Here is a 21,697-nt window from a genome sequence, read left to right as displayed (position 1 = left end):
TAGATAATTGCTATTTAAAATTGCAAACTTTAATATTAATTAGCCGTTATAATCATTTTTTAAATACTTTAATGTATCCCATTTTTATTAATTGACTTAGCACACAATAAGTCATGATTATTCCTAAAACAATTGGAATATAGACTGGCGGTGGTCCTATCATATTCATTTGATGACCAATGTAAGTATAAGGTAAACCTAATCCAATGGTACAAATAACAATTGCCATTATATTCACCGGTAACAGTAGATGGTAAAATGATATATTGCATAAAGCCGGTTATTCATCCTCAAAAACGACCAAAAGTTGCTCTAACATAAATATATGCTCCAACCATTATTACCAGCATAAACTTTACTACATTTTAAAAAAGCACATGCACTAATACTAGCCATTATAGCGCCTAAAATCATAATTCAGATTAGATGTAATCCAACTCCGCCATTATTTCAATAATATATTCCTATAAAAGACATAGGAAAAGCTATTGTGCAAGTATAATTAAATCCAAAGTCACACCAGTTCTCCTAAGCCTATTTTTTCCGGTTTTTCTTTTTTTGTTTTAAAGACTTATTTAAAACTTTTTGTGTGTTCATAGAATCCTCCTTTGAATTTATTTAATATTAATGATAATTATATAGTATATTTTATTTGAAATACAATAAAAACTATTTCTTTTTTGTAGAAAATAAATATTAGCAAATGGTTTAATAACATTGATTGATAATTAACAAAATATTTAAAATATAATTTAATCAATAAGTAAACATTGCAACTTGTTAAATGATTATGATATTATGGTTTTATGATTACTTTACCTGAACATATTAAAGGAGAAAAACATGAGTTATAATCACCAACAAATAGAAAAAAAATGACAGCAGTATTGATTAAAAAATGAAACTTTTAAAACAAACATTGATGATAATAAAAAACCAAAATCATATATTCTTGATATGTTTCCTTATCCTTCAGGATCAGGTTTACATGTTGGCCATCCTAAAGGTTATTGTGCTACTGATGTTATTTCTCGAGTTAAAATAATGAATGGTTTTAATGTTTTGCATCCAATTGGTTGAGATGCTTTTGGTTTACCAGCTGAGCAATATGCCTTAAATACAGGTAATAATCCAGAGACATTTACTAAACAAAACATTAATAATTTTCGTAAACAATTACAAAGTATTGGTCTAAGTTTTGATTATAATAAAGAAGTTAATACTACAGACCCTCAATATTATAAGTGAACACAATGAATTTTCATTAAACTTTATGAACAAGGGTTAGCTGAAATTAAAGATGTTGAAGTTAATTTTTGTGAACAGTTAGGAACTGTTTTAGCTAATGAAGAAATAATTAACATTAATGGTCATATGGTTTCTGAACGTGGTAATTTCCCAGTTATTAAAAAACCAATGCGTCAGTGGGTTTTAAAAATTACTAAGTATGCTGAAAAATTATTAAAAGGATTAGATGATTTAGACTGACCAAATAGTGTTAAGGAATTACAACGTAATTGAATTGGTAAAAGTGTTGGAACACTAGTTGATTTTGTAGTTGAAAATAATAAATGTAAGGTTTCTATTTTTACTTCAAGGGTTGATACTATTTTTGGTGTTTCATTTTTAGTACTTGCTCCTGAACATCCATTAATTCATGATTTAACAACTAGTGAATATTCGCAAGCAGTTACTCAATACTGTTTAGATGCTAAAACTAAAACAGATTTAATGCGTCAAGGAGATGATACTTTAAAATCTGGTGTTTTTACTGGAAGTTATGCTATTCATCCTTTTACTAAAAGTAAATTACCAATTTGAGTTGGTAATTATGTTTTAAATCATTATGGGACAGGAGCAATTATGGGTGTTCCTGCACATGATAGTCGTGATTTTATTTTTGCTAAAAATAAAAATTTACCAATCATTTTTATTATGAAAACTAATAATAAAAATGAACCATTTTTGGGTACTAGTGAATATATTAACTCTGATTTTATTAATGGTAAGGATTTAGAAACAGCTACTAATTTAATTGTTAAAAAATTACTAACTTTAAAACAAGGAAAAGTACATACTGTATATAAGTTACGAGATTGACTTTTTTCTCGTCAACGTTATTGAGGTGAACCTTTTCCGATAATTTATTGAGAAGATGGTACAATGTCAACAGTAGATGAACAACAATTACCAGTATTATTACCAAAAATGACTAATATTAAGCCATCTAATTCGGGGAATGCACCTTTAACTAATGCACCAAATTCCTGATTACATGTAACTAGAAAAGATGGTGTAAAAGGAAAAAGAGAAATTAATACAATGCCACAATGAGCAGGTAGCTGTTGATATTATTTAGCATATATTTTAAAAAATGATGATGGTACTTATTGTGATTTTTATAGTGCTATTGCGCAAAAACGTTTTAACTATTGATTACCAGTTGATTTATATATTGGCGGTCAAGAACATGCTGTTTTACATTTATTGTATGCTCGTTTCTGACATTTAGTACTATATGATTTAAAGTTAGTTAGTGTTAAAGAGCCATTTTTAAAATTGGTAAATCAAGGTATGATTCTTGGTGAAAATAATGAAAAAATGTCTAAATCACGCGGTAATGTTGTTAATCCAGATGATATTATTAATGAGTATGGTGCTGATACTTTACGAATATATGAAATGTTTATGGGACCATTAACAGCATCTTTACCGTGATTAAATAGTGGTTTAGTTGGTTGTTATAAGTTTTTAATGCGTATTTATCGTCTTGTTAATAAAGATGAGTATAAAATAAAAATTACTACTAAGAATGATAAATCATTAGATACAATTTATCATCAAACTGTAAAAAAAGTAACTAATGATATTAACGATTTAAATTTTAATACTGCTATTGCACAACTTATGATTTTTATCAATGCTTGTTATAAAGCACCAACTATTTATCAACAATATTTAGTTAATTTTTTAAAATTATTAAATCCATTTGCTCCACATATTGCTGAAGAATTATGATTTCAATTTGGTAATAAAGAAAGTATTAATAAAAGTCAGTTTCCAAGTTATGATGAAAAATTTTTGATTACTAGTGAAGTTACTATTGCTATTCAGATTAATGGTAAAACGAAAATAACTTTAGTAGTAAAAGAAAATTTAAATAATCAAGAACTTTTAAAAGTAGTTAATAATGAAGAAAAAGTAAAATATTGATTGCAAGATAAAACAATTATTAAGACAATTTGTATACCAAATAAGATTGTTAATTTTGTTGTTAAGTAAAGGAGGAATAATGAAAGTTGCTATTATTTTTGCAGCAGGAATTGGCAGTAGATTACAACCTATCTCAAATAATGTTCATAAATCGTTAATTAAATTTAAAGGTTTAACTTTAATTGAACATATAATTAATCATTTAATTGAAATACATGATTTAAAAAAAATTATTGTCATTACTGGTCATTTAAAAGATGAATTTAATTTTCTTACTCATAAATATTCAAAATTAATTTTAATAAATAATCAACATTTCCTTGATTATAATAGTGGTTATGCTTTGACATTAGTATCATCATATTTTAATGGTCAAGATGATATTTTTATTATTTCTGGTGATATGATTAGTACAAAAAATATTTTTTTAAATAATTTTTCAACTAATATGATGGCCGCTATTAATCGTGATCATGATAATATCAAAGAAGATTGAAGTTATAAATTAAACAAGAATGGTAATATTATTGATATTATTAAAAGTAAAAAAAAGGATAGTTTCTTGGCAGGAGAATGAAGTTATATTACTAAAAAATGAACAAAAGTTCTTGGTGAAGATTTAATAAATCCACAACAAGAACTTGTATTGCAAACAACAATGGTTGGTAAATATTTAATTAGTAATAGTATTAAACATAATTTTGAATTAAAACCTTATGTTTTATCATTTGATTGTCATTGGGATGTTGATAATATTATTGATTTAGAACGAACTAATAAATATTTTAAATAATTTAAGTAGTTAATTTTTTTCCAGAAGTTGTTGTTGAAACTACTGGAATTTCTTCACGATTACAACTATGTGCAACATTTTGGAATGGATTAGTAGTATTACCGTTTAATTTTAGTGCTTCTGCTATTGATTCATTTTCTGGATCTAGTGCATCTACTTCTTTAAAACTAACTTGTCCATTACTACGAGCAATAACATTATTGTTTTGATTAACATTATCTTTATTTTTAATAATATTAACTGACTGATTTAGTTTAGGCTTTTTAGTTCGATTATTAAATAGTGAAACTAAAAGTTTTTTTAATCATATGTATGGAAAAAAAGAAATATAAGCGACATCTTTTGCAAATTTTACAATTCAATTTCTACTACTACCACCAGAAGAAGTATTTGCTTTTTCTTTTTTATCTTTTTCACCTTGTAATTTATCAAAAATTTCTTTATTTGGTTGTTGCTGCTGTTGCTGTTGTTGTGCTGACATAATTTTTCACATCCTTTAAAAAAGAATAAGTCGAACCTAATGGTCTTTAATAATTTAGTTTATTATGATGTTAGTATAACATATTTTCAATTTTTAAGCACAATAATTAAAAAAATAACATCCTTACTTTTGAGTTAATAAATCATAATTTTATTTAAAAATATTTATTTTATCTTTTAATTTTTATGAAAAATTTTATACTGTATTTTGGATATTTTTAAAAATAAATATTTAAAAGAAAGGGAGAAAAAATATTATGAATGAAAAAGAAAAAGCAGCAAAATTATTACATGATGCAGAACAAGAAAATAGAAGACTTGATTTATTACTTGCAAAAGCTAAGAAACAAGAAGATACATTAAAAAAAATTGAAGAAGAAAAACAATTAAACAAACATAAATCAAGAAATCCGAAAATTTAAATCTCATTATTTAATTTTAGATAAAAACTTATGCAATAAAATTTAATATAGTTCTAAATTTATTATTTTCTTTTAAAAAGAAATATATTGAAATTAAAGGTTATTCAGAAAAATTAAATAACATTTATAAATTCAAAAATATCCATAAATTAAAATAATTAAAAGCTTAGTTATTATGTTTAATAATACTTACTGACAATAGATATTTTTCATAAATTAAATAAATATTAATTTAAATAAAATATGCTTATTTATATTAAAAAATTATTGTAAATTATGTAATATTTGATAAAATATAGTTATTAAACATATAAGTTTTTTACCCATTCCTTTATTTTAAAGTAAATGGGTTTTTTAATTAAAAGGAGATACTAAAATGTGACCAACAACACCTATTATTGAAGCAGAATTTAATGATAAAGATGATAAAAATGCTATTTCTACAAAATTTAAAGAAAATGATGAAAATTGACATAATGGTAAAACTTTTCTATTTGAAAGTGAAGAAAATGAAGATGAAGATATAAAACATTTTCAATTTAAAACAATTATTGAAGAAAATAATTGGAATTATTTTATTTATGATGAAATAATATAAATTAATAATAAACCTGTTTTATTATTAGAATTGCATGATGATGAAAAAGAAGAAGTTTGACAACAACTAATTTATCTTGAAAAAGATGAAGTTGTTCAACAAATTAGACATTTAAGTAGTGATCAATTCTTCAATGAGTTTAATGAAAATGAAATTTCAAAAAATAAGAAATTTATTAAATTAACTGAAGATGATGCAACAACTATTGTTAGAATGCCATTTTTAGATTTTATTAATAGTGTCAATCAAGGACAAACAGAAGAGTGAGACGCTAGTATAAAAGATTCAAAATTTAGAAAAATTTTATGAAAAATATCAAAAGTAACAATGTTTTTAGTTGCTTGAGCTGGTATTGGTCTTTTAAGTGGTTTAGTTGTTGGTCCATTAATAACTCCTCTTGTACCACCACTTGTTGCAGGAGCACTAATTGCTTTAACTTGTGGAGCTATCGTTGGTGGAACTGTTATAGCATGAGAAACATATAAAGACAAAATAAAAGCATGATTATTACCTAATTGAAAACGTAAAAAAGATTTACAATTACAAAAAGAATTAAGAAAAGGAAAGACAAAATCAAAACAATGATTTTTAAGTTTAACGCGTGAAGCAAAAGTACAGGCATTTGCAAAAAGTTTTGGTAAAATTTGAGATAGTAATAAAAATAAAACATTTGAAAATATTCAAAAAGAATTAAGTAAAAAATTTGAAAAAAATAAACAAGATGTAAAAACTCAAGAATTTTCAAAAATTTATGCTCAAAAAGTTCAACAATGAAATGAAAATTGAAATAAAACAGTTGAATTTTCACAAAATTTAAAACCTAGAGATATCAGCAAAATAAAAGAAGTTTTTAATGAAAGTGATGCAACTAAAAAGCATATGTGTGATGGTTTTTTTTATAAACCAAAACAAGTATGAGAAGAATTTCAAGAAGAAAAAATAATGGAAAATGTAAGAAATTTATTTGAAAATCCTGAAAAAAATGATAATCTTGAAAGAGAAGATATTAGAAAGAAATCACCAGTTAAAAATATGAGAAGAGCAAGTTTATAATTTAAAAAAGGAGACACATTATGGATGAAAAAGAAAAAGAAAAAGTAGATAAAATACTTACTAAATCAGCTATGCAAAGAGCTAAAGATATGAAAGAAAGACTAGCACAAAAAGCTGAGAAAGCAGCACGTGAAAAGGAAAAAGCAGATAGTACTAAAAAAGAACAGCAATCAAAAAAACATATTTCATTTTCAAAATAAATAGTTTTTAAAAGTCTACTGATAAATAAAAAAAAGTTAGGTAATACTTATTTTAAAAATATTACCTAACTTTTTTTATGTTAAAGTTTTAATAAATTTTAGAACTTCATCATAGTTTGGTTCTAATGTTACTTCTTTAACAATTTGTAAATATATAACTTTGTTATTTTTATCAACAATGATAATAGTACGTGCTAATAATTGGATTTCATCAATTAATAAATTAGTAGTATTACTAAAATTATTTTCATTATTACGATAATCACTTCAAATATGAAAATTATTATTCATTTTTAGTTTTTCACAAAAGCGATTTTGAGCAAATGGTAAATCTTTGGAAATAGTAATAATAACTAAATCTTTTAATTTAGTGGCCTCTTTATTAAAGTGTATAGTTTGTAAAGCACAAGTTTTAGTATCAATGCTTGGTACACTAGAAATAATTTTAAATTTATTAGTGAATTTTTCCAAATTCATATTATCCATTGTTTTATTAACTGCAGAAAATGATAAAGTATCTCCAACTTTGATTATTTCATTTTTAATATGAACGGGTTTACCTTTAATTGTTAATTGCAACATAATATTTTTTCTCCCTTTTTATCAAATGTATTTATAATATTATTATAACTAAATTTATTAAAGATAATCTATTAAGGAGTAATAAAGTGTTAAAAATTTTTATACTTTCATTATTTGGTTCTTGGTTTAGTTCTGTTTCTAATAGACAAATTTGATGATTATTAAGCATTTTGTTATTAATATCTTCAATTTTTGATATTTTTTCTTTAATTTCTTTAGGAATAATGTTATTTTTATCTTTTTTTAGATTTTCAATTATTTTATCTATGTTATTAATTTGATTAGAAATTTCATTTTCTTTTATCTTTTTTTGTCATTGATAGATTTCATCGATTTTTATCATTTTATCATTTTCATTTGTAACTAATTGTGCTAGTTTTTCTTTGATTTCTTTGCAACAATTATTTTTTTCTTGATTACAATTCTTAGTGTTTTTTAATAGATTGATTCTTTCGTGAATTTTTAATATTTCATTATTTTTAGCATTTATTAAATTTTGATAAAATTCAATTCCTTTATTTTCTTTATCACAGTTATTTTTATTATTTTTAAGGTCTTCAATTTTCTTTTGATATTCATCAATAGTATTTTCCGTTTCTTCTAATATTTTTAGTAGTTGTTTTATTTCTAATTGTATTGTTTTATCAAATTCTTGTTCTTGTTTATTATTATTTTTTTGATTAATTTTTTCTATCATTTCATAGTTAATTTTGATTGAATCTTTTATATCATTTAATTGTTTTAATAGGTTTTGACAATTAATTAGACGTATTTTATTTTTTTCTTCTTCAATTAATTTATTTATTTGATGTTTAACATTTTGAACTTGTTTTTCAATAGCTTCTTTTTCTTCGATATGATAATCAATGTTTTCTATTGTATCTGGATTATTTTTTATTTCTTCAATTTCTATTTCTTTGATTGTTAGTTTTTTTTCAAGTTCTTTTAATTGTCTTTTAAGTAATTCTATTTTTTCATTTTTAATATCATTATTTTGTTCTGACATATTAGTTTTTTGTATTATATTTTTGATAAATTTTCTTATACTAATCTTTAAAAATCTTATTTTAAATATTTTTATCTTTCTTGTGCTAGTTTTTTTGACAAGTTAGTATAATAGTATTTTTTTATTTATTACATTGACATCTTTTTTTTCTTTTTTTAGATTTTCTAGTTGTTGTTCAAGTTCTTGTTTTGTTTTTAATTCATGTGCTAGTTTTTTTTCAATTTCTTTTAATTGTGTAATAATTTTTTCGTTTTCATTGTTTTTATTAATAATTGTATTTTTGTCATCAGCAAGTTTATCATTTATTTCTATTAGATTTTTAATAAAATTTTTTATACTTTCATTATTTGGATCTTGGTTTAGTTCTTTTTCTAATAGACAAATTTGGTGATTATTATCAAGAATTTCATTATTTATATTTTCAATTTTTGATATTTTTTCTTTAATTTCTTCAGGAATAATGTTTTCTTTTTGTTTTTTTAGTTCATCAATTGTTTTTGCTAATTGATCAATTTCTTTTCAAATTTCTTTTTCTTTTTCATTTTTTTGTCATTGAAAAATTTGATCAATTTTTTTCATTTTTTCATCTTCTATATCAACCAATTGTGCTAGTTTTTCTTTGATTTCTTTGCAACAATTATTTTTTTCTTGATTACAATTCTTAGTGTTTTTTAATAGATTAATTCTTTCGTGAATTTTTAATATTTCATTATTTTTAGCATTTATTAAATTTTGATAAAATTCAATTCCTTTATTTTCTTTATCACAATTATTTGTATTATTTTTAAGGTTTTCAATTTTCTTTTGATATTCATTAATAGTATTTTCATTTTCCACTAATATTTGTAATAATTGTTTGATTTCTTGTTGTATTGTTTCATCAAACTCTTGTTTTGATTTATCATTATTATTTTTTTGATTAAGTTTTTCTATCATTTCATAATTATTTTTTATTGAATCTTTTATATCATTTAATTGTTTTAATAGATCTTGACAATTGATTAAATGAACTCTATTTTTTTCTTCTTCAATTAATTTATTTATTTGATCTTTAATATTTTGTATTTGTTTTTCAATTGCTTCTTTTTCTTCAATATGATCTTCAATATTTTCTATTGTGTCTGAATTAGTTTTTATTTCTTCAATTTCTAGTTCTTTTTTTGATAATTTTTTTCTAATTCTTCTCTCTTTTTAATATTTTTTAGTTCTTCATCACTTTTTTTACCATTAATCTGTTCTTTTAGTTGTTCGATTTCTTTTTTAGCTTCTTCTAACTTATTTTTTAGTTCTTGTATTTCTTCAATTTCGTTTAATAATGCTTGCATTTCTTTATTGGCTTCATTCAACTTAGTTTGCATTTCTTCTTTTGCTTTGTTAGTTTCTTCTATTTTATTTTTTAGTTCTTGTATTTTTTCATTATCGTTAGTGTTTTTGCTTTCTTCTTTTAGTTGTTCGATTTCTTTGTTAGCTTCTTCTAACTTAGATTCAATTTCATTTAATTTATCTTCAATTGCTTTTTTTCTAGTTCTGTATTTTCTAGTTTATTTTTTAGTTCTTGTATTTTTTCATTATCGTTAGTGTTTTTGCTTTCTTCTTTTAGTTGTTCGATTTCTTTATTGGCTTCTTCTAATTTAGATTCTATTTCTTCTTTAGCCTTGTTAGTTTCTTCTAATTTAATTTCTATTTCTTTTTTTGCAACTTCTGTGTCTGCTACTTTTTTTTCTAATTCTTCTAATTTATTTTTTAGTTCTTGTATTTTTTCATTATCGGTAGTGTTTTCAATTTCTTCTTTTAGTTGTTCGATTTCTTTGTTGGCTTCTTCTAATTTAGATTCTATTTCTTCTTTAGCCTTGTTAGTTTCTTCTAATTTAATTTCTATTTCTTTGTTAGCAACTTCTGTGTCTGCTACTTTTTTTTCTAATTCTTCTAATTTATTTTTTAGTTCTTGTATTTTTTCATTATCGGTAGTGTTTTCAATTTCTTCTAGTAGTTGTTCGATTTCTTTGTTGGCTTCTTCTAACTTAGTTTGCATTTCTACTTTTGCTTTGTTAGTTTCATCTAGTTTAGATTGAACTTCTTCTTTTTCTTTACTTATATTTTCCTTTTCTTTATTGGTTTCTTCTAATTTATTTTCTATTTCTTTTTTTTCAAGTTCTGTCTCTGCTAGTTTTTTTTCTAATTCTGTGTTAACATTTTCTTCTTCTTCCTCTTTTTCTTCCTCTTTGGTTTCTTCTTCAAATTCATTTATTGTATTATCTATTTCATTATTATTTAGTTTACTTGACATAAAATTTGTCTCCTTTTTATTTATTAATTTGATTTATTTTTGGACTCCTTTTATAGTAATATTTTAATAAAACACAAATTTAGAGTAGAAATTAAATTATTTTTTTGTTTTTTGAAATAATAAATAAATTCAGTTGTTTAAAATTTCATTTTAAAAAAATGAATAGTAATTTAATAGTTATTGTTCTTACAAGGATTAATTTTAATAAATTAATAAAATTTTTAATGCTAGATTTGATTGTAAAACTTCAATTAATTATCATTTTTATTTTTTATATTTAAGATTTACTTAAAATATTTTTTTATTCAAAATTATAGATTTAAAAATATAAAAAATGCATTAATATATTAAATAGTAAGTAATATTGAATTAAATGAATTAATTTTATATAATTTAATGATAAATTTTTATTTTTTAAAAGTTATTCTAAGCAAATCTTAACTAAAGTTTATATCTGAAAAAATGAATATACAATAAAAAAAATACCAGTTAAATTATATTTTTAATTAAATAGAAAAAATCTTTCTTGTAATTTTTATTATATAAAGTTAATAATTAATATTTTTTTCTTTTTAATTTATAAAAATATTTCATAATTTTATCTTTTTGCTTGTAATAACTAATATTTATGGTTAATATTAAAATTGAAATTAATATTTATATTAATCTAAATTAGATAAGTATAATTAATAATAATTAGTTTTCAGCGAGAGTGAATAGTGTAAGCACTTAACCATTATTAATTAGAAGCTCCTAATTTAACAATTTTAATCATTAATTAAGCGCATTTACTTTGTAAGTGAATTAGGATGGTACCGCGTTAAAAAACGTTCCTATTTTGATAGGAATTTTTATTATTTTGAGGAGAAATTATTATGTCAATAAAATGAACAACAGATAAAGTTAGAACAACTTGATTAAATTTTTTTAAAAGTTATGATCATCACATTTTAGAAAGTGCATCACTTGTTCCAAATGATGATCCTTCACTATTGTGGATTAATTCTGGAGTTGCTACATTAAAACCATATTTTGATGGACGACAAACCCCAATTGCTAAAAGATTAGCAAATTCACAAAAAGCAATTAGAACTAATGATATTGAAAATATTGGTATTACAGCAAGACATCAAACTTTTTTTGAAATGTTAGGTAATTTTTCAATTGGTGATTATTTTAAAAAAGAAGCTATTATTTGAGGATGAGAATTTTTAACTAGTAAAAAATGATTAAATTTAGATGCTAATTTATTATATGTAACAGTTTTTAATGAAGATGAAGAAACATATAATTTATGATTAAATATTATTAAATTACCAAAAGAACGTATTATTAAAGGTACAAGATCTACTAACTTTTGAGATATGGGTCAAGGTCCTTGTGGTCCTAATACTGAAATTTATTATGATCGTGGTATTAAATATGATCCTAAAAATATTGGTATTAAATTATTAAAAGATGATATTGAAAATGATCGTTATATTGAAATTTGAAATATTGTTTTTTCACAATTTAATAATGATGGCAAAAATAATTATACTGATTTACCAAGAAAAAATATTGATACTGGTGCAGGATTAGAAAGACTAGTAGCAATTTTACAAGATGTGCCAACTAACTTTGATACTGATTTATTTCAAAATATTATTCATGAATGTGAAAAATTGACAAATTTTCGTTATGATATTAATAATTATTTTACACAAGAGATTAAGCAAAAAACTATTAATACTGCATTTAAAATTATTGCTGATCATATTCGTTGCTTAGTTTTTGCAATTAGTGATGGTGTTTTTCCTAGTAATAAAGATCGTGGTTATGTATTACGAAGATTGATTAGAAGAGCTGTTGTATATGGACAAAAACTTAATATTAATGAACCATTTTTGTTTAAGTTAGTTTCAATTATTATCAAAGTTATGGGTCAACATTATCAAGAATTACATGAAAAAGTCGATTTAGTAACTAATATTATTAAAAGCGAAGAATTAAAATTTTGAACAACATTAATAACAGGAAAACAATTATTATTACAAGTTATTAGTGATAATAAAAAAGTAGATGCAACTGCGGCTTTTAAATTATTTGATACCTATGGTTATCCTATTGAATTAACATTAGAGATTGCAAATGAAGAAAATGCTACTGTTGATTTAAAAGGTTTTCAAAAGTTATTGGATAACAGTAAAGATAATACAAGAAAAGTAAGAATTAATCATCAAGCATTAACAATTCAATCTTCATTATTAACTAATTTAAAAGTTCCTTCAACCTTTGTTGGTTATGATAAAGAACAAATAAATACAAATATTGTTTTTATGTTTAAATCAGAGCATGAGGTAAAATTTTTAAAAAATGAAAAAGGTTATTTAATTTTAAATGAAACGCCTTTTTATGCAGAAAAGGGGGGACAAGCATCTGATGATGGCATTATCACAGGAGAAAATGGAACGGCCTCTGTTATTGATGTACAACAAGGACCACAAAAACAGCATATTCATCAAGTGGAAGTAAAAGGTGAATTAACACAAACAGAAATTGTTGAAGCACAAATTAATAGTTCACATCGTTTTTATACAAGAAAAAATCATTCAGGAACTCATTTATTACATGCTGCTTTAAGAAAATTATTAGGTTTACATGTTATGCAATCTGGAAGTTTTAATAATTATCAATATTTACGATTAGATTTTAGTCATTATCAAATGTTAACTTTAGAACAAATTATAAGTATAGAACAACAAGTAAGTAAATGAATTAAAGGTAAATATCCTTGTGAAATTATTTATTGTACATATGAAGAAGCAATCAAAATTGGAGCTTTAGCTTTTTTTGGTGAAAAATATGAAGAAAAAGTTCGAGTAATTAAGTTTGGTGATTTTTCAATTGAACTTTGTGGGGGTACTCATTGTTATAATTCACAAGAAGTAGAACAATTATTAATAACTAATGTTGAATCAAAAGGTTCTGGTTCTTATCGAATTCATGCTTTAACATCATTAAAAACTATTAATGAATACTTAACACAACAAATAATAATGATTAAAGAACAAAGCAATAATTTATTTATGCAATATCAAAAAAATAAAGATAATTGTATGCAAGAAGAAATTGAAAAAATATATGATACTATTAATAACTTAAAAGTGGTAGCTGCTGATTGAAGAAAAGGAAAAATGTTATTACTAGAATTACATGGTTTATTTAAAAAATGACAAATTAATTTTGAAGAATTAAATCGTCAGAAGATAGTGAAAAAATATTTAACTTTAGTTCCAAAAAATGAAAATAATTATAAACTATTAATTGCAAATTTTGAAAATTTAGATATTAAAACATTAAGAGAAATAATTGAACATTATCGTAATCAATATCAAAATATTATTATTATTTTTATTAATAAAATTAATAATCAAGAATATTTAGTATTAGTTGCTTCAAGTAAAGAATTGCATAATAATAAACAGTATCAAAGTAATAATATTTTACAAAAAATATTAAAAACATATAATGGTAAGGGTGGCGGTAGCCCAATCTTAGCGCAAGGGAAGATTGATAAGTTTATTACAGAAAAAGAAATTAATAAAATTATATATTAAACTTAATACTTATATGTATTAATTTATATAAATATTATGATATACAATAATATATGTTCAACGTCAATAATTTTTTACAATCATATATAACATTATTATAGTAATTGCAGAATCTTTTATAATTTCTTATTGATGAAATATAGGAAAATAGTAGTGATAATAATTTTGAAAAAAATATATTTTTTTAATTAATAACTGTCAATATCGAGTGAAAATTTCCCAAAAATATTTATAAAAAAATAAATTATTTTAGAAAGTTACAGTGTTAAATAAATATAAACACGAATTCCAAATAAACGTTAAAAATTTAGCTTTAAATTTTGATTTGCGAACTTTTTTTTGTATAATTTAATTAAGTTTAATATAAGTTTTTAACTCATTGCTTTAATTTCAAAGTAAATGAGTTTTTATTTTGAAAGGATGAAAAAATGAATAAAAATTTACAAGAAGAATATGAATGAATTAATAGAGAATTGAAAAAAAATAATTATTAATAAAAATCAATTTACTCCAGAAATTATTAGTAATAGAGTTAATTTAGCTCAAACTACTATTGTTGATATTAATGAAAATTTAAAAAAACAAAAGATTAGCAAATTTAAAAAAATTAGTTATTCAATATTGAAAATATTTACTTTTGGAAAAATTGATAAAAATAAAATAATTAAAGAAAAAAATGATTTTTTTATAAAAATATCAAAAGAACTTTTTGGAAATATTAAAAAAGTAAAAGAATTATATATAAGAAAATCAAATAGTGAAATAAATATAGATGTTAATAAAATTAATAATGTAACTTTAAATAATTTATTAATAAATCCGACTAAATCAAACTTACCACAAATGTAAAAACGAGAGATTGCAATTACAATTTCTTTTATATTTAGCTGAGTTATACTTGTAAGTGCAAGTAAATAAAATTGCAAAAAATTCTCATATAAAAATTTCATAATGCTAAATTTAGTTTAGAAAAAAGTAAGGAGTTTTTATATGAGTTATAAACATCTTGGCATAGATGAAAGGATTTATATTGAGAATCAATTGAAATTTAAATTTAAAATTAGTGAAATAGCTAAAAATCTTAATCGAAGTATTAGTACTATTATTCGAGAAATTAATAGAAATAAAGATAATAATCATTATTTTTCATTAATTGCACAAAATAAAGCTGAAAATCGAAAACAATCACATATTAGTTTTCATAAGTTTAAAAATAAGAATTTAGTAAAATATGTACAACAAAAATTACTATTAGGTTGATCACCTGAACAAATTTATGGCAGAATTAAAAATTTTCATAAAGAGTGAGTTATTAGTTTTAAAACAATTTATACTTGAATTTATTTTGGAATGCTTGATAAAGTTACTAGTAAAAATTTAAGAAGAAAAGGTAAAAAACGAAAATCTAAAGAAAATCGTGGCAAGTTTAATGGTAAATCAATTAAAGAACGAGATATAAATGTTAATGATCGTATAACACTTGGTCATTGAGAAGGAGATACTATAGTATCATCACGAGGTAAAAGCAAATCATGTTTAATAACTTTAGTTGAAAGAGTATCACGATTTACTTTAGCAATATTAGTTAAAAACAGAACTACTAAAGTTATTAATAAAAATGTTAGTTATTATTTATCAATTCTTCCTAAAAACATTGTTAAAACTATTACTTTTGATCGTGGCAAAGAATTTTCAAATTGACAACAACTTGAAAAAAATTTAGATATAAAAATTTATTTTGCCAATCCATATTCACCTTGACAAAGAGGTACTAATGAAAATACTAATGGTTTAATTAGAGAAAAATTTCCTAAAAAATTTATTTTTTCAAAAACTAATAAAAATGAAGTTCATAAATTTATATTGTCTTTAAACCAAAGACCAAGAAAAATACTAAATTATCTTTCACCAATCGAATATTTGGATAGAAAAATAATTTAGTTGCACTTACCTTTACAATTTAGCAAATGACAGAAAACTATTCGTTTGAAAAACGGTAGAGTGATTTTAGAATTATCAAATTTAGATGAAAATAATCAATTTGAACAAAAATTTAAAATATATGAAAATGAAAATGCATACCTTAGTGATTTAAAATCATTAGATTTAAGTACTTTTACAGAAACAAAACAAAAAACACCTATTAATTGATATTTTATTATCACTGCATGAGGAATTATTCCTATTGTTGTGTTTGCACGAACTACACAAAGAGTATTTTCAGTTAATATTACAGATAATAAACCTCATCCATCTAGTGATTGAATAACTAATATTCTTGACGTTACTAATGAAAAAACACAGTATAATCTTATGATGGCAAGTGCTGATATTATTTTTAGTCTTCTTACTGGTGAAATTTTTAAATGATCGCGTAAGGTTATTAGTCCTTGTTGTCAAAGTAGAAACTGTTGCTAATTCACCTGTTAATAATTCATATTTTATTACATCATTAATTCATCTTTGATCAACATTTAGTAATCATGTAGTTGTTACTGCTGCCGCAATGTATACTCTTGATAGTTTTACTTGACCAAATTATGGCTGAAAATTAATTGATAAATTTAATATCTTATCTACTATTGCTAGACTTTATGCTATGACAACTATTAATAATGGTTTTAAATGATCATTAAGTACATTAAATAATGAGTTTCAATTATCTGATAAGTTTAATTGTTTTTTAAATATTTTTAGTAAAATAGTTAATTTTATTAATGAATTATGTTACCCTTTAAAAGGTTTTATTGCACTTGTTAGTTTTGGTGCAATTACATTTAGTAGTAATGCACTTAAAACTTTAGCATCACTTGTTGCTGAAAATGGGTTTACAGATGGTTGTTCAATATTCCCTAATAAATTTTTTACTTTAGGAATGTTGGGAACAGCTACAGCAATGTCAATAACAGATGGTTTAAATTTACAGTTAGATAATTATAAAAAACCACTATTACAACCATTTCTAAATGGAGCAAAATGAATTTGAACTAAAACAAAATCATGTTGTATAAATAATGAAAATGATAATGGATATGGTTCTATAAATAATGATAATGTTGAAGATGGAGTTGTTATTAATAATCCTGAAAATGATATAAAAGATTTATTAGAGCAACAAGCAATAACTGAAGCAAAAAAAAACAAATTTAAATGGTTTATTTAAAAAATTTAATTCATTTAATATAAATTAAATCAATGAAACACAACCATCAGTAAGTGAGCATTTTTCAGATTCACGATATACTGTGATATAGTTTAGTTTAAATTAATATTAATCACTCTTTTTATAAGAGTGATTTTTTATGATTATATATTTTATTTTTTTAAAAAAATATATACTTTTCTTAGATATTTTTTAAGAGTTAGAAAAAAAATAATTTAAAATTTTATATTTGAAAGGAGTGTTATTATGGATAAAAAAAGAATAGAAGAAGAAAAAAACATGGAGAAGAAGCAAAGAAATGAAGAGAAGAATGTAAAAAAATAGAAAACAAGATGAAGATGCGAGAAGAACAGTATAGAAAGAAAAATGAAACTAAAAAGAATTTATAATATTTACTAGAGTTTTATTTATATTAGGATTGAAAGTTATTTTCTAGTTTTAGTATCTTTAAAAATTTAAATTAAATTTAATAAATTTTATATTTTTTAAATAGAAATAATTAGTTAAAATAATTAAGTTTTAACTAGTTAATTTTTTTAATTTAAAGATAAAGAATAAGATAAAACTTTATAAAATTATGTAGTAGATATTAAAGCTGGTTGATGACAAATTAAACTATGAATGCCACTTTTACCAAGAATAAGTTCTCTAGCATCAAATAAAACAATTTGTTTATTATTAAATACATTTGTTTTTGATAAAATATCTAGAAGTTTAGTTTCACTTTCTTCATCATTGAAAGTAGGAATAATAACAACTTTGTTACTTATATATAAGTTAAGATAACTAGTGACAAGTTTTTGATTTGCTAGGATACGATTATGATAAATGTTAAAATCAATCATTTTAATATCATCACTATTACGAACGTCATTTTTTGGTAAAGGAATTTTTATAATTTTATATTTTTTGCCATGAGCATTTATTGATTTTGATAATACATCTCAACACTTTTTAACAGCAAGATAACGATCATCAATAGTATTTTCTGTTCAACTTAATAAAATAGTATTACTATCAACTATACACATGATATTATCTAATCTTCCTTTGGTTTCGTCATATGGTAATCCATAAGGTATTCAAATAATATTTACAACATTTAGATAGTCTTTTAAATACATTTCTATTTGCTCTTGTGATAAATTAGGATTACGTTCTTGACATAAAATACCTTCATAACTAGCAAAACAAGTACCTTCACCATCTAACATAATCATGCTAGATTCTAAAATGATTGGTAGAAAATAGTAATCAATTTTTTGTAGTTCAAATATTTTGTATGCTATCATATCATCATCATTTCAAGGTGAATAAATACCTACTATTTCTCCACCTCAAGCATTAAAATTAAATTTTAAGCCTCTAATATTCTTTGTTTCTTTATTTTGAAGAAAGATTGGACCATAATCACGAATAAAGCAATCATTAGTAGACATTTCGATAATTGTAATATTTTTATTTAATAAATTTCTAGCATTATTAAATTGATTTTTACTAACAATCATATTTACATGTTCATGTTCACTAATAATATTAGCAAGTTTACTTATTTTTTCTTGTGCTGGTTTAGCGCCTAATCTTCAATTATCGGTTCTTTCTGGTCATACCATTCAACATTGTTGATGTTCTAAAAATTCAGGAATAACATAAAAATCATCACTATTTAGTGTTGAATAAATTTTTTGTGCCATTAATAGTAGCTTTCCTTTCTTACTTAGTAGCTACTGAATAATTCCCTTATTTTATTGATGATTCCTTTTTTTATTATACTAATAATTTTATTTTTTTTATTCATTTGAAGAATTATTATTTTTGATATTTTTTAATATTTCTTCAATGTTTTTAACTCTAGTGTTGGTATTATCATATTTAAAGCGTAATTCTGGAACTTTATATTTATTACTTGTTTTAGCAAGTGCGCTTCGACAAAAACCTTTAGCTTTTTCTAAAGCAGTACTAATGGTTTTAATATCTAAATTATCTAAGTAAACTGTTCAATAAATGGTAGCATAACTGTTATCTTTTGTTATTTTTACATTAGTAATAGTGATATCTTTGAAAAGAATATTTTTTGATTCTTTTTTTAATATATTAGTAATTTCTTTTTTTAAGAAACTTTCTTGTTGTTCAAATTTAATGATAGACATCCTATTTTGTCTCCACTTCTTCTACTAAATATGATTCAATAATATCATTTTCTTTTAAGTCATTACTATTTTTAATAGTAATACCGCATTGAGTTTCTTTTTTAGCAATTTTTAAATCATTTTTTTCATGTTTTAAACCACTGATTTCACCGTTATAAATAACAACATCATCACGAATGATATGAACTTTGCTATTACGTTGAATGAAACCATTAATGACAACACAACCAGCAATTGTTCCTACTTTTGAAAAATGAAAAGTTTTAATAACTCGTGCTTGACCAAGAATTTTATCTTCATAAGTTGGTTCTAATAAACCTTTAGCAGCCAATTCTAATTCTTCAGTTATTTTATAAATGATATTATGTAATCTAATTTCAACACCGGCATTGTTAGCAGCTTCACGAATAACATGATTGGGGCGAACATTGAAACCATAAATAATACTTCCTGAAGTTTGAGCAAGTTTAATATCTGATTCACTAATACCACCAATAGTTGCTCTAATAAACTTAACAGTAATATCATTAACATTAATTTTATTTACTGCTTGAACGATTGCTTGCACTGAACCTTGAGTATCTGCTCGTAAAATAACATTAATTTGTTTTAATTCACCTGTAGCAACATCTTGTGTTAAATTACCTAAACTAATTTGTCGATTATTTCTAATTTTATTTGTTTCTTCTGTTTGTCGTACTAGTGCTACTTTTCTTGCTAATTTATCATCATTAAAAACAATAAAAGATTCACCAGGAGTAGGGGCTGTTTCAAATCCTAAAACTTGAACAGGCATTGAAGGTCCGGCTTTAGTAATTATTTTACCAGTATCATTAATAAGGCGTTTAATTTTTCCTTTAACACTACCCGCAACTACAATATCAGTAACTTTTAGTGTTCCACCTTGTATTAATAAAGTACAAATTGAACCAACATTTTTATCATGATGAGATTCGATAACAGTTCCATTAGCAAATCGATTTGGATTAGCATTTAGTTCTTTTAATTCAGCAATTACTAATATTGCTTCTAATAATTCATCAATTCCTTGATTTTTTAAAGCACTACCATAAACAAAAATAGTATCGCCACCTCATTCTTCACTAGTTAAATCACAATTAGCTAGTTCATTCATAATGCGATCAGTATTAACATTTGGTTTATCCATTTTATTAACAAAAACAATAATTGAAACACCAGCTACTTTTGCATGGTCAATTGCTTCACGAGTTTGTGGCATCACACCATCATCACCAGCAACTACTAAAACAACAATATCAGTAATTTTAGAACCACGTGAACGCATTTCAGTAAATGCTTCGTGACCTGGGGTATCAATAAAAGTAATTAATTTATTATTAGTTTTAATTTGATAAGCACCAATATGTTGAGTAATACCACCGTGTTCTTGATTAGTAACTTTAGAATTACGGATAGTATCTAATAGTGTTGTTTTTCCATGATCAACGTGGCCCATAATTGTAACAACAGGTGGTCGAGTTACTAAATTTTTTTTATCATCTTCGAGATTAATATTTTCTAATAAGTTTTCATATGTTACCACTTTAGCTTTTTCAAAATCAATATTTCATTCTAAACAAAGTTCAAGCATTAATTCTTGAGTTAATATTTGATTTTGATTAAATAGTTTGCCTTGTTTCATGAAGTATTTAATAATGTCAGTTACTGGATGATGCAATGCTTTAGCAAATTCTGAAATAGTTAATGGTTCGTTATATAAAAATACTCCTTTTTCATTAATTTGAGATGTTTTTTGTTTTAGTTGTTGATTAATATTTTGTGTTTGTTGAGATATTCGTTTTTTTGCCATTTGCATCCCGCCTTTCGCTTGGGAAAATTAATCTCAATTTTTTTTAATTTCATTAATTAATTGTTCATAAAATTCATTTGGAATTTTTGTTTTTAATGCTCGTTCTAATGCCTTATTTTTAATAAGCAAAGGTATTAATTCAAGTTTAGGTTGGATGTAGGCACCTCGACCATTTTGTTTGCCAGTTTTATCAATGAATAATTGTCCTTCTTTATTAATAACAATTCTAATTAATTCACGTTTAGGTAAAATAGTATTTGTAACTATACATTTACGCATTGGTATTTTTTTACGTTGAATTAAAGGTATTTTATTCATAA

The 21,697-nt window shown here is 23.2% G+C and carries 22 protein-coding genes; 11 read left to right on the top strand and 11 right to left on the bottom strand.

What is annotated here, in order from left to right; all coding sequences use genetic code 4:
- Positions 1-46: 46 nt before the first annotated feature.
- Complete coding sequence (locus AACK81_RS04885; protein ID WP_338960262.1) at positions 47-229, bottom strand: hypothetical protein; 183 nt, start codon at positions 227-229, stop codon at positions 47-49.
- Between the two features lie 614 nt (positions 230-843).
- Here AACK81_RS04885 and leuS point away from each other — a divergent pair.
- Positions 844-3,282, top strand: coding sequence for a leucine--tRNA ligase (gene leuS, locus AACK81_RS04880; RefSeq protein ID WP_338960260.1), 2,439 nt, complete (start codon positions 844-846; stop codon positions 3,280-3,282).
- 10 nt (positions 3,283-3,292) lie between these two features.
- Entirely contained in the window at positions 3,293-4,006 is a 714-nt protein-coding gene (locus tag AACK81_RS04875) for a sugar phosphate nucleotidyltransferase (protein ID WP_338960258.1), read from the top strand.
- A 1-nt stretch (position 4,007) separates the two neighbouring features.
- Here AACK81_RS04875 and AACK81_RS04870 read toward each other — a convergent pair whose 3' ends face one another.
- Complete coding sequence (locus tag AACK81_RS04870) at positions 4,008-4,487, bottom strand: hypothetical protein (RefSeq protein ID WP_338960257.1); 480 nt, start codon at positions 4,485-4,487, stop codon at positions 4,008-4,010.
- Between the two features lie 256 nt (positions 4,488-4,743).
- Between AACK81_RS04870 and AACK81_RS04865 the strand changes: the two genes are divergently transcribed.
- The 4 genes from AACK81_RS04865 (at position 4,744) to AACK81_RS04850 (ending at position 6,759) form a co-directional block, all read left to right on the top strand.
- A complete protein-coding gene (locus tag AACK81_RS04865) occupies positions 4,744-4,908 on the top strand; it encodes a hypothetical protein (protein ID WP_338960255.1) in 165 nt (54 codons plus the stop codon).
- A 376-nt stretch (positions 4,909-5,284) separates the two neighbouring features.
- The gene (locus AACK81_RS04860; protein ID WP_338960254.1) at positions 5,285-5,506 is read left to right on the top strand and encodes a hypothetical protein; all 222 of its coding nucleotides are present in this window, start codon (positions 5,285-5,287) and stop codon (positions 5,504-5,506) included.
- Positions 5,507-5,536: 30 nt separating this feature from the next.
- Entirely contained in the window at positions 5,537-6,559 is a 1,023-nt protein-coding gene (locus AACK81_RS04855; protein ID WP_338960252.1) for a hypothetical protein, read from the top strand.
- A 20-nt stretch (positions 6,560-6,579) separates the two neighbouring features.
- Positions 6,580-6,759: a hypothetical protein gene (locus AACK81_RS04850; protein WP_338960250.1), complete on the top strand. Its 180-nt coding sequence runs from the start codon at positions 6,580-6,582 to the stop codon at positions 6,757-6,759.
- Positions 6,760-6,834: 75 nt separating this feature from the next.
- On the opposite strand, the gene tpx is transcribed toward AACK81_RS04850, so the two are convergent.
- From tpx to AACK81_RS04825, 5 genes are all read right to left on the bottom strand, one after another.
- Positions 6,835-7,341 carry a thiol peroxidase gene (gene tpx / locus AACK81_RS04845; RefSeq protein ID WP_338960248.1) on the bottom strand — a complete coding sequence of 169 codons (507 nt, stop codon included), beginning with the start codon at positions 7,339-7,341 and terminating at the stop codon, positions 6,835-6,837.
- A gap of 31 nt (positions 7,342-7,372) precedes the next feature.
- A complete protein-coding gene (locus tag AACK81_RS04840; protein ID WP_338960247.1) occupies positions 7,373-8,347 on the bottom strand; it encodes a hypothetical protein in 975 nt (324 codons plus the stop codon).
- Positions 8,348-8,449: 102 nt separating this feature from the next.
- Positions 8,450-9,283, bottom strand: coding sequence for a hypothetical protein (locus tag AACK81_RS04835; protein WP_338960245.1), 834 nt, complete (start codon positions 9,281-9,283; stop codon positions 8,450-8,452).
- Positions 9,284-9,495: 212 nt separating this feature from the next.
- Positions 9,496-9,705: a hypothetical protein gene (locus AACK81_RS04830; protein ID WP_338960243.1), complete on the bottom strand. Its 210-nt coding sequence runs from the start codon at positions 9,703-9,705 to the stop codon at positions 9,496-9,498.
- A 137-nt stretch (positions 9,706-9,842) separates the two neighbouring features.
- Positions 9,843-10,634, bottom strand: a complete 792-nt coding sequence (locus AACK81_RS04825) for a hypothetical protein (protein WP_338960241.1) — start codon at positions 10,632-10,634, stop codon at positions 9,843-9,845.
- A gap of 875 nt (positions 10,635-11,509) precedes the next feature.
- Here AACK81_RS04825 and alaS point away from each other — a divergent pair.
- The 5 genes from alaS (at position 11,510) to AACK81_RS04800 (ending at position 17,396) form a co-directional block, all read left to right on the top strand.
- Positions 11,510-14,233 carry an alanine--tRNA ligase gene (alaS, locus tag AACK81_RS04820; RefSeq protein ID WP_338960239.1) on the top strand — a complete coding sequence of 908 codons (2,724 nt, stop codon included), beginning with the start codon at positions 11,510-11,512 and terminating at the stop codon, positions 14,231-14,233.
- A 453-nt stretch (positions 14,234-14,686) separates the two neighbouring features.
- Entirely contained in the window at positions 14,687-15,082 is a 396-nt protein-coding gene (locus tag AACK81_RS04815) for a hypothetical protein (RefSeq protein WP_338960238.1), read from the top strand.
- A gap of 141 nt (positions 15,083-15,223) precedes the next feature.
- Positions 15,224-16,174 (top strand): IS30 family transposase, encoded by a 951-nt coding sequence (locus tag AACK81_RS04810; protein WP_338960236.1) that lies wholly within the window; start codon positions 15,224-15,226, stop codon positions 16,172-16,174.
- Positions 16,175-16,219: 45 nt separating this feature from the next.
- The gene (locus AACK81_RS04805; protein ID WP_338960234.1) at positions 16,220-16,651 is read left to right on the top strand and encodes a hypothetical protein; all 432 of its coding nucleotides are present in this window, start codon (positions 16,220-16,222) and stop codon (positions 16,649-16,651) included.
- Positions 16,587-17,396 (top strand): hypothetical protein, encoded by an 810-nt coding sequence (locus AACK81_RS04800; RefSeq protein ID WP_338960232.1) that lies wholly within the window; start codon positions 16,587-16,589, stop codon positions 17,394-17,396. The genes AACK81_RS04805 and AACK81_RS04800 overlap by 65 nt, the downstream gene beginning before the upstream one ends.
- A 575-nt stretch (positions 17,397-17,971) precedes the next feature.
- On the opposite strand, the gene AACK81_RS04795 is transcribed toward AACK81_RS04800, so the two are convergent.
- The 4 genes from AACK81_RS04795 to rnpM all read right to left on the bottom strand — a co-directional run bounded on the left by AACK81_RS04795 (position 17,972) and on the right by rnpM (position 21,695).
- Positions 17,972-19,090: an agmatine deiminase family protein gene (locus AACK81_RS04795; protein ID WP_338960230.1), complete on the bottom strand. Its 1,119-nt coding sequence runs from the start codon at positions 19,088-19,090 to the stop codon at positions 17,972-17,974.
- Between the two features lie 96 nt (positions 19,091-19,186).
- Positions 19,187-19,546, bottom strand: a complete 360-nt coding sequence (rbfA, locus tag AACK81_RS04790) for a 30S ribosome-binding factor RbfA (RefSeq protein WP_281747920.1) — start codon at positions 19,544-19,546, stop codon at positions 19,187-19,189.
- Between the two features lies 1 nt (position 19,547).
- Positions 19,548-21,377 carry a translation initiation factor IF-2 gene (gene infB, locus AACK81_RS04785; RefSeq protein ID WP_338960220.1) on the bottom strand — a complete coding sequence of 610 codons (1,830 nt, stop codon included), beginning with the start codon at positions 21,375-21,377 and terminating at the stop codon, positions 19,548-19,550.
- Positions 21,378-21,404: 27 nt separating this feature from the next.
- The gene (rnpM, locus tag AACK81_RS04780) at positions 21,405-21,695 is read right to left on the bottom strand and encodes an RNase P modulator RnpM (RefSeq protein ID WP_338957115.1); all 291 of its coding nucleotides are present in this window, start codon (positions 21,693-21,695) and stop codon (positions 21,405-21,407) included.
- Between the last annotated feature and the right edge of the window lie 2 nt (positions 21,696-21,697).

The organism is Spiroplasma endosymbiont of Lasioglossum villosulum (genome assembly GCF_964020195.1).
Lineage (GTDB): Bacteria > Bacillota_I > Bacilli_A > Mycoplasmatales > VBWQ01 > Spiroplasma_E > Spiroplasma_E ixodetis_A.
Note: the sequence above shows the minus strand (reverse complement) of the source record. Positions and strands in the feature narration are given on the sequence as shown.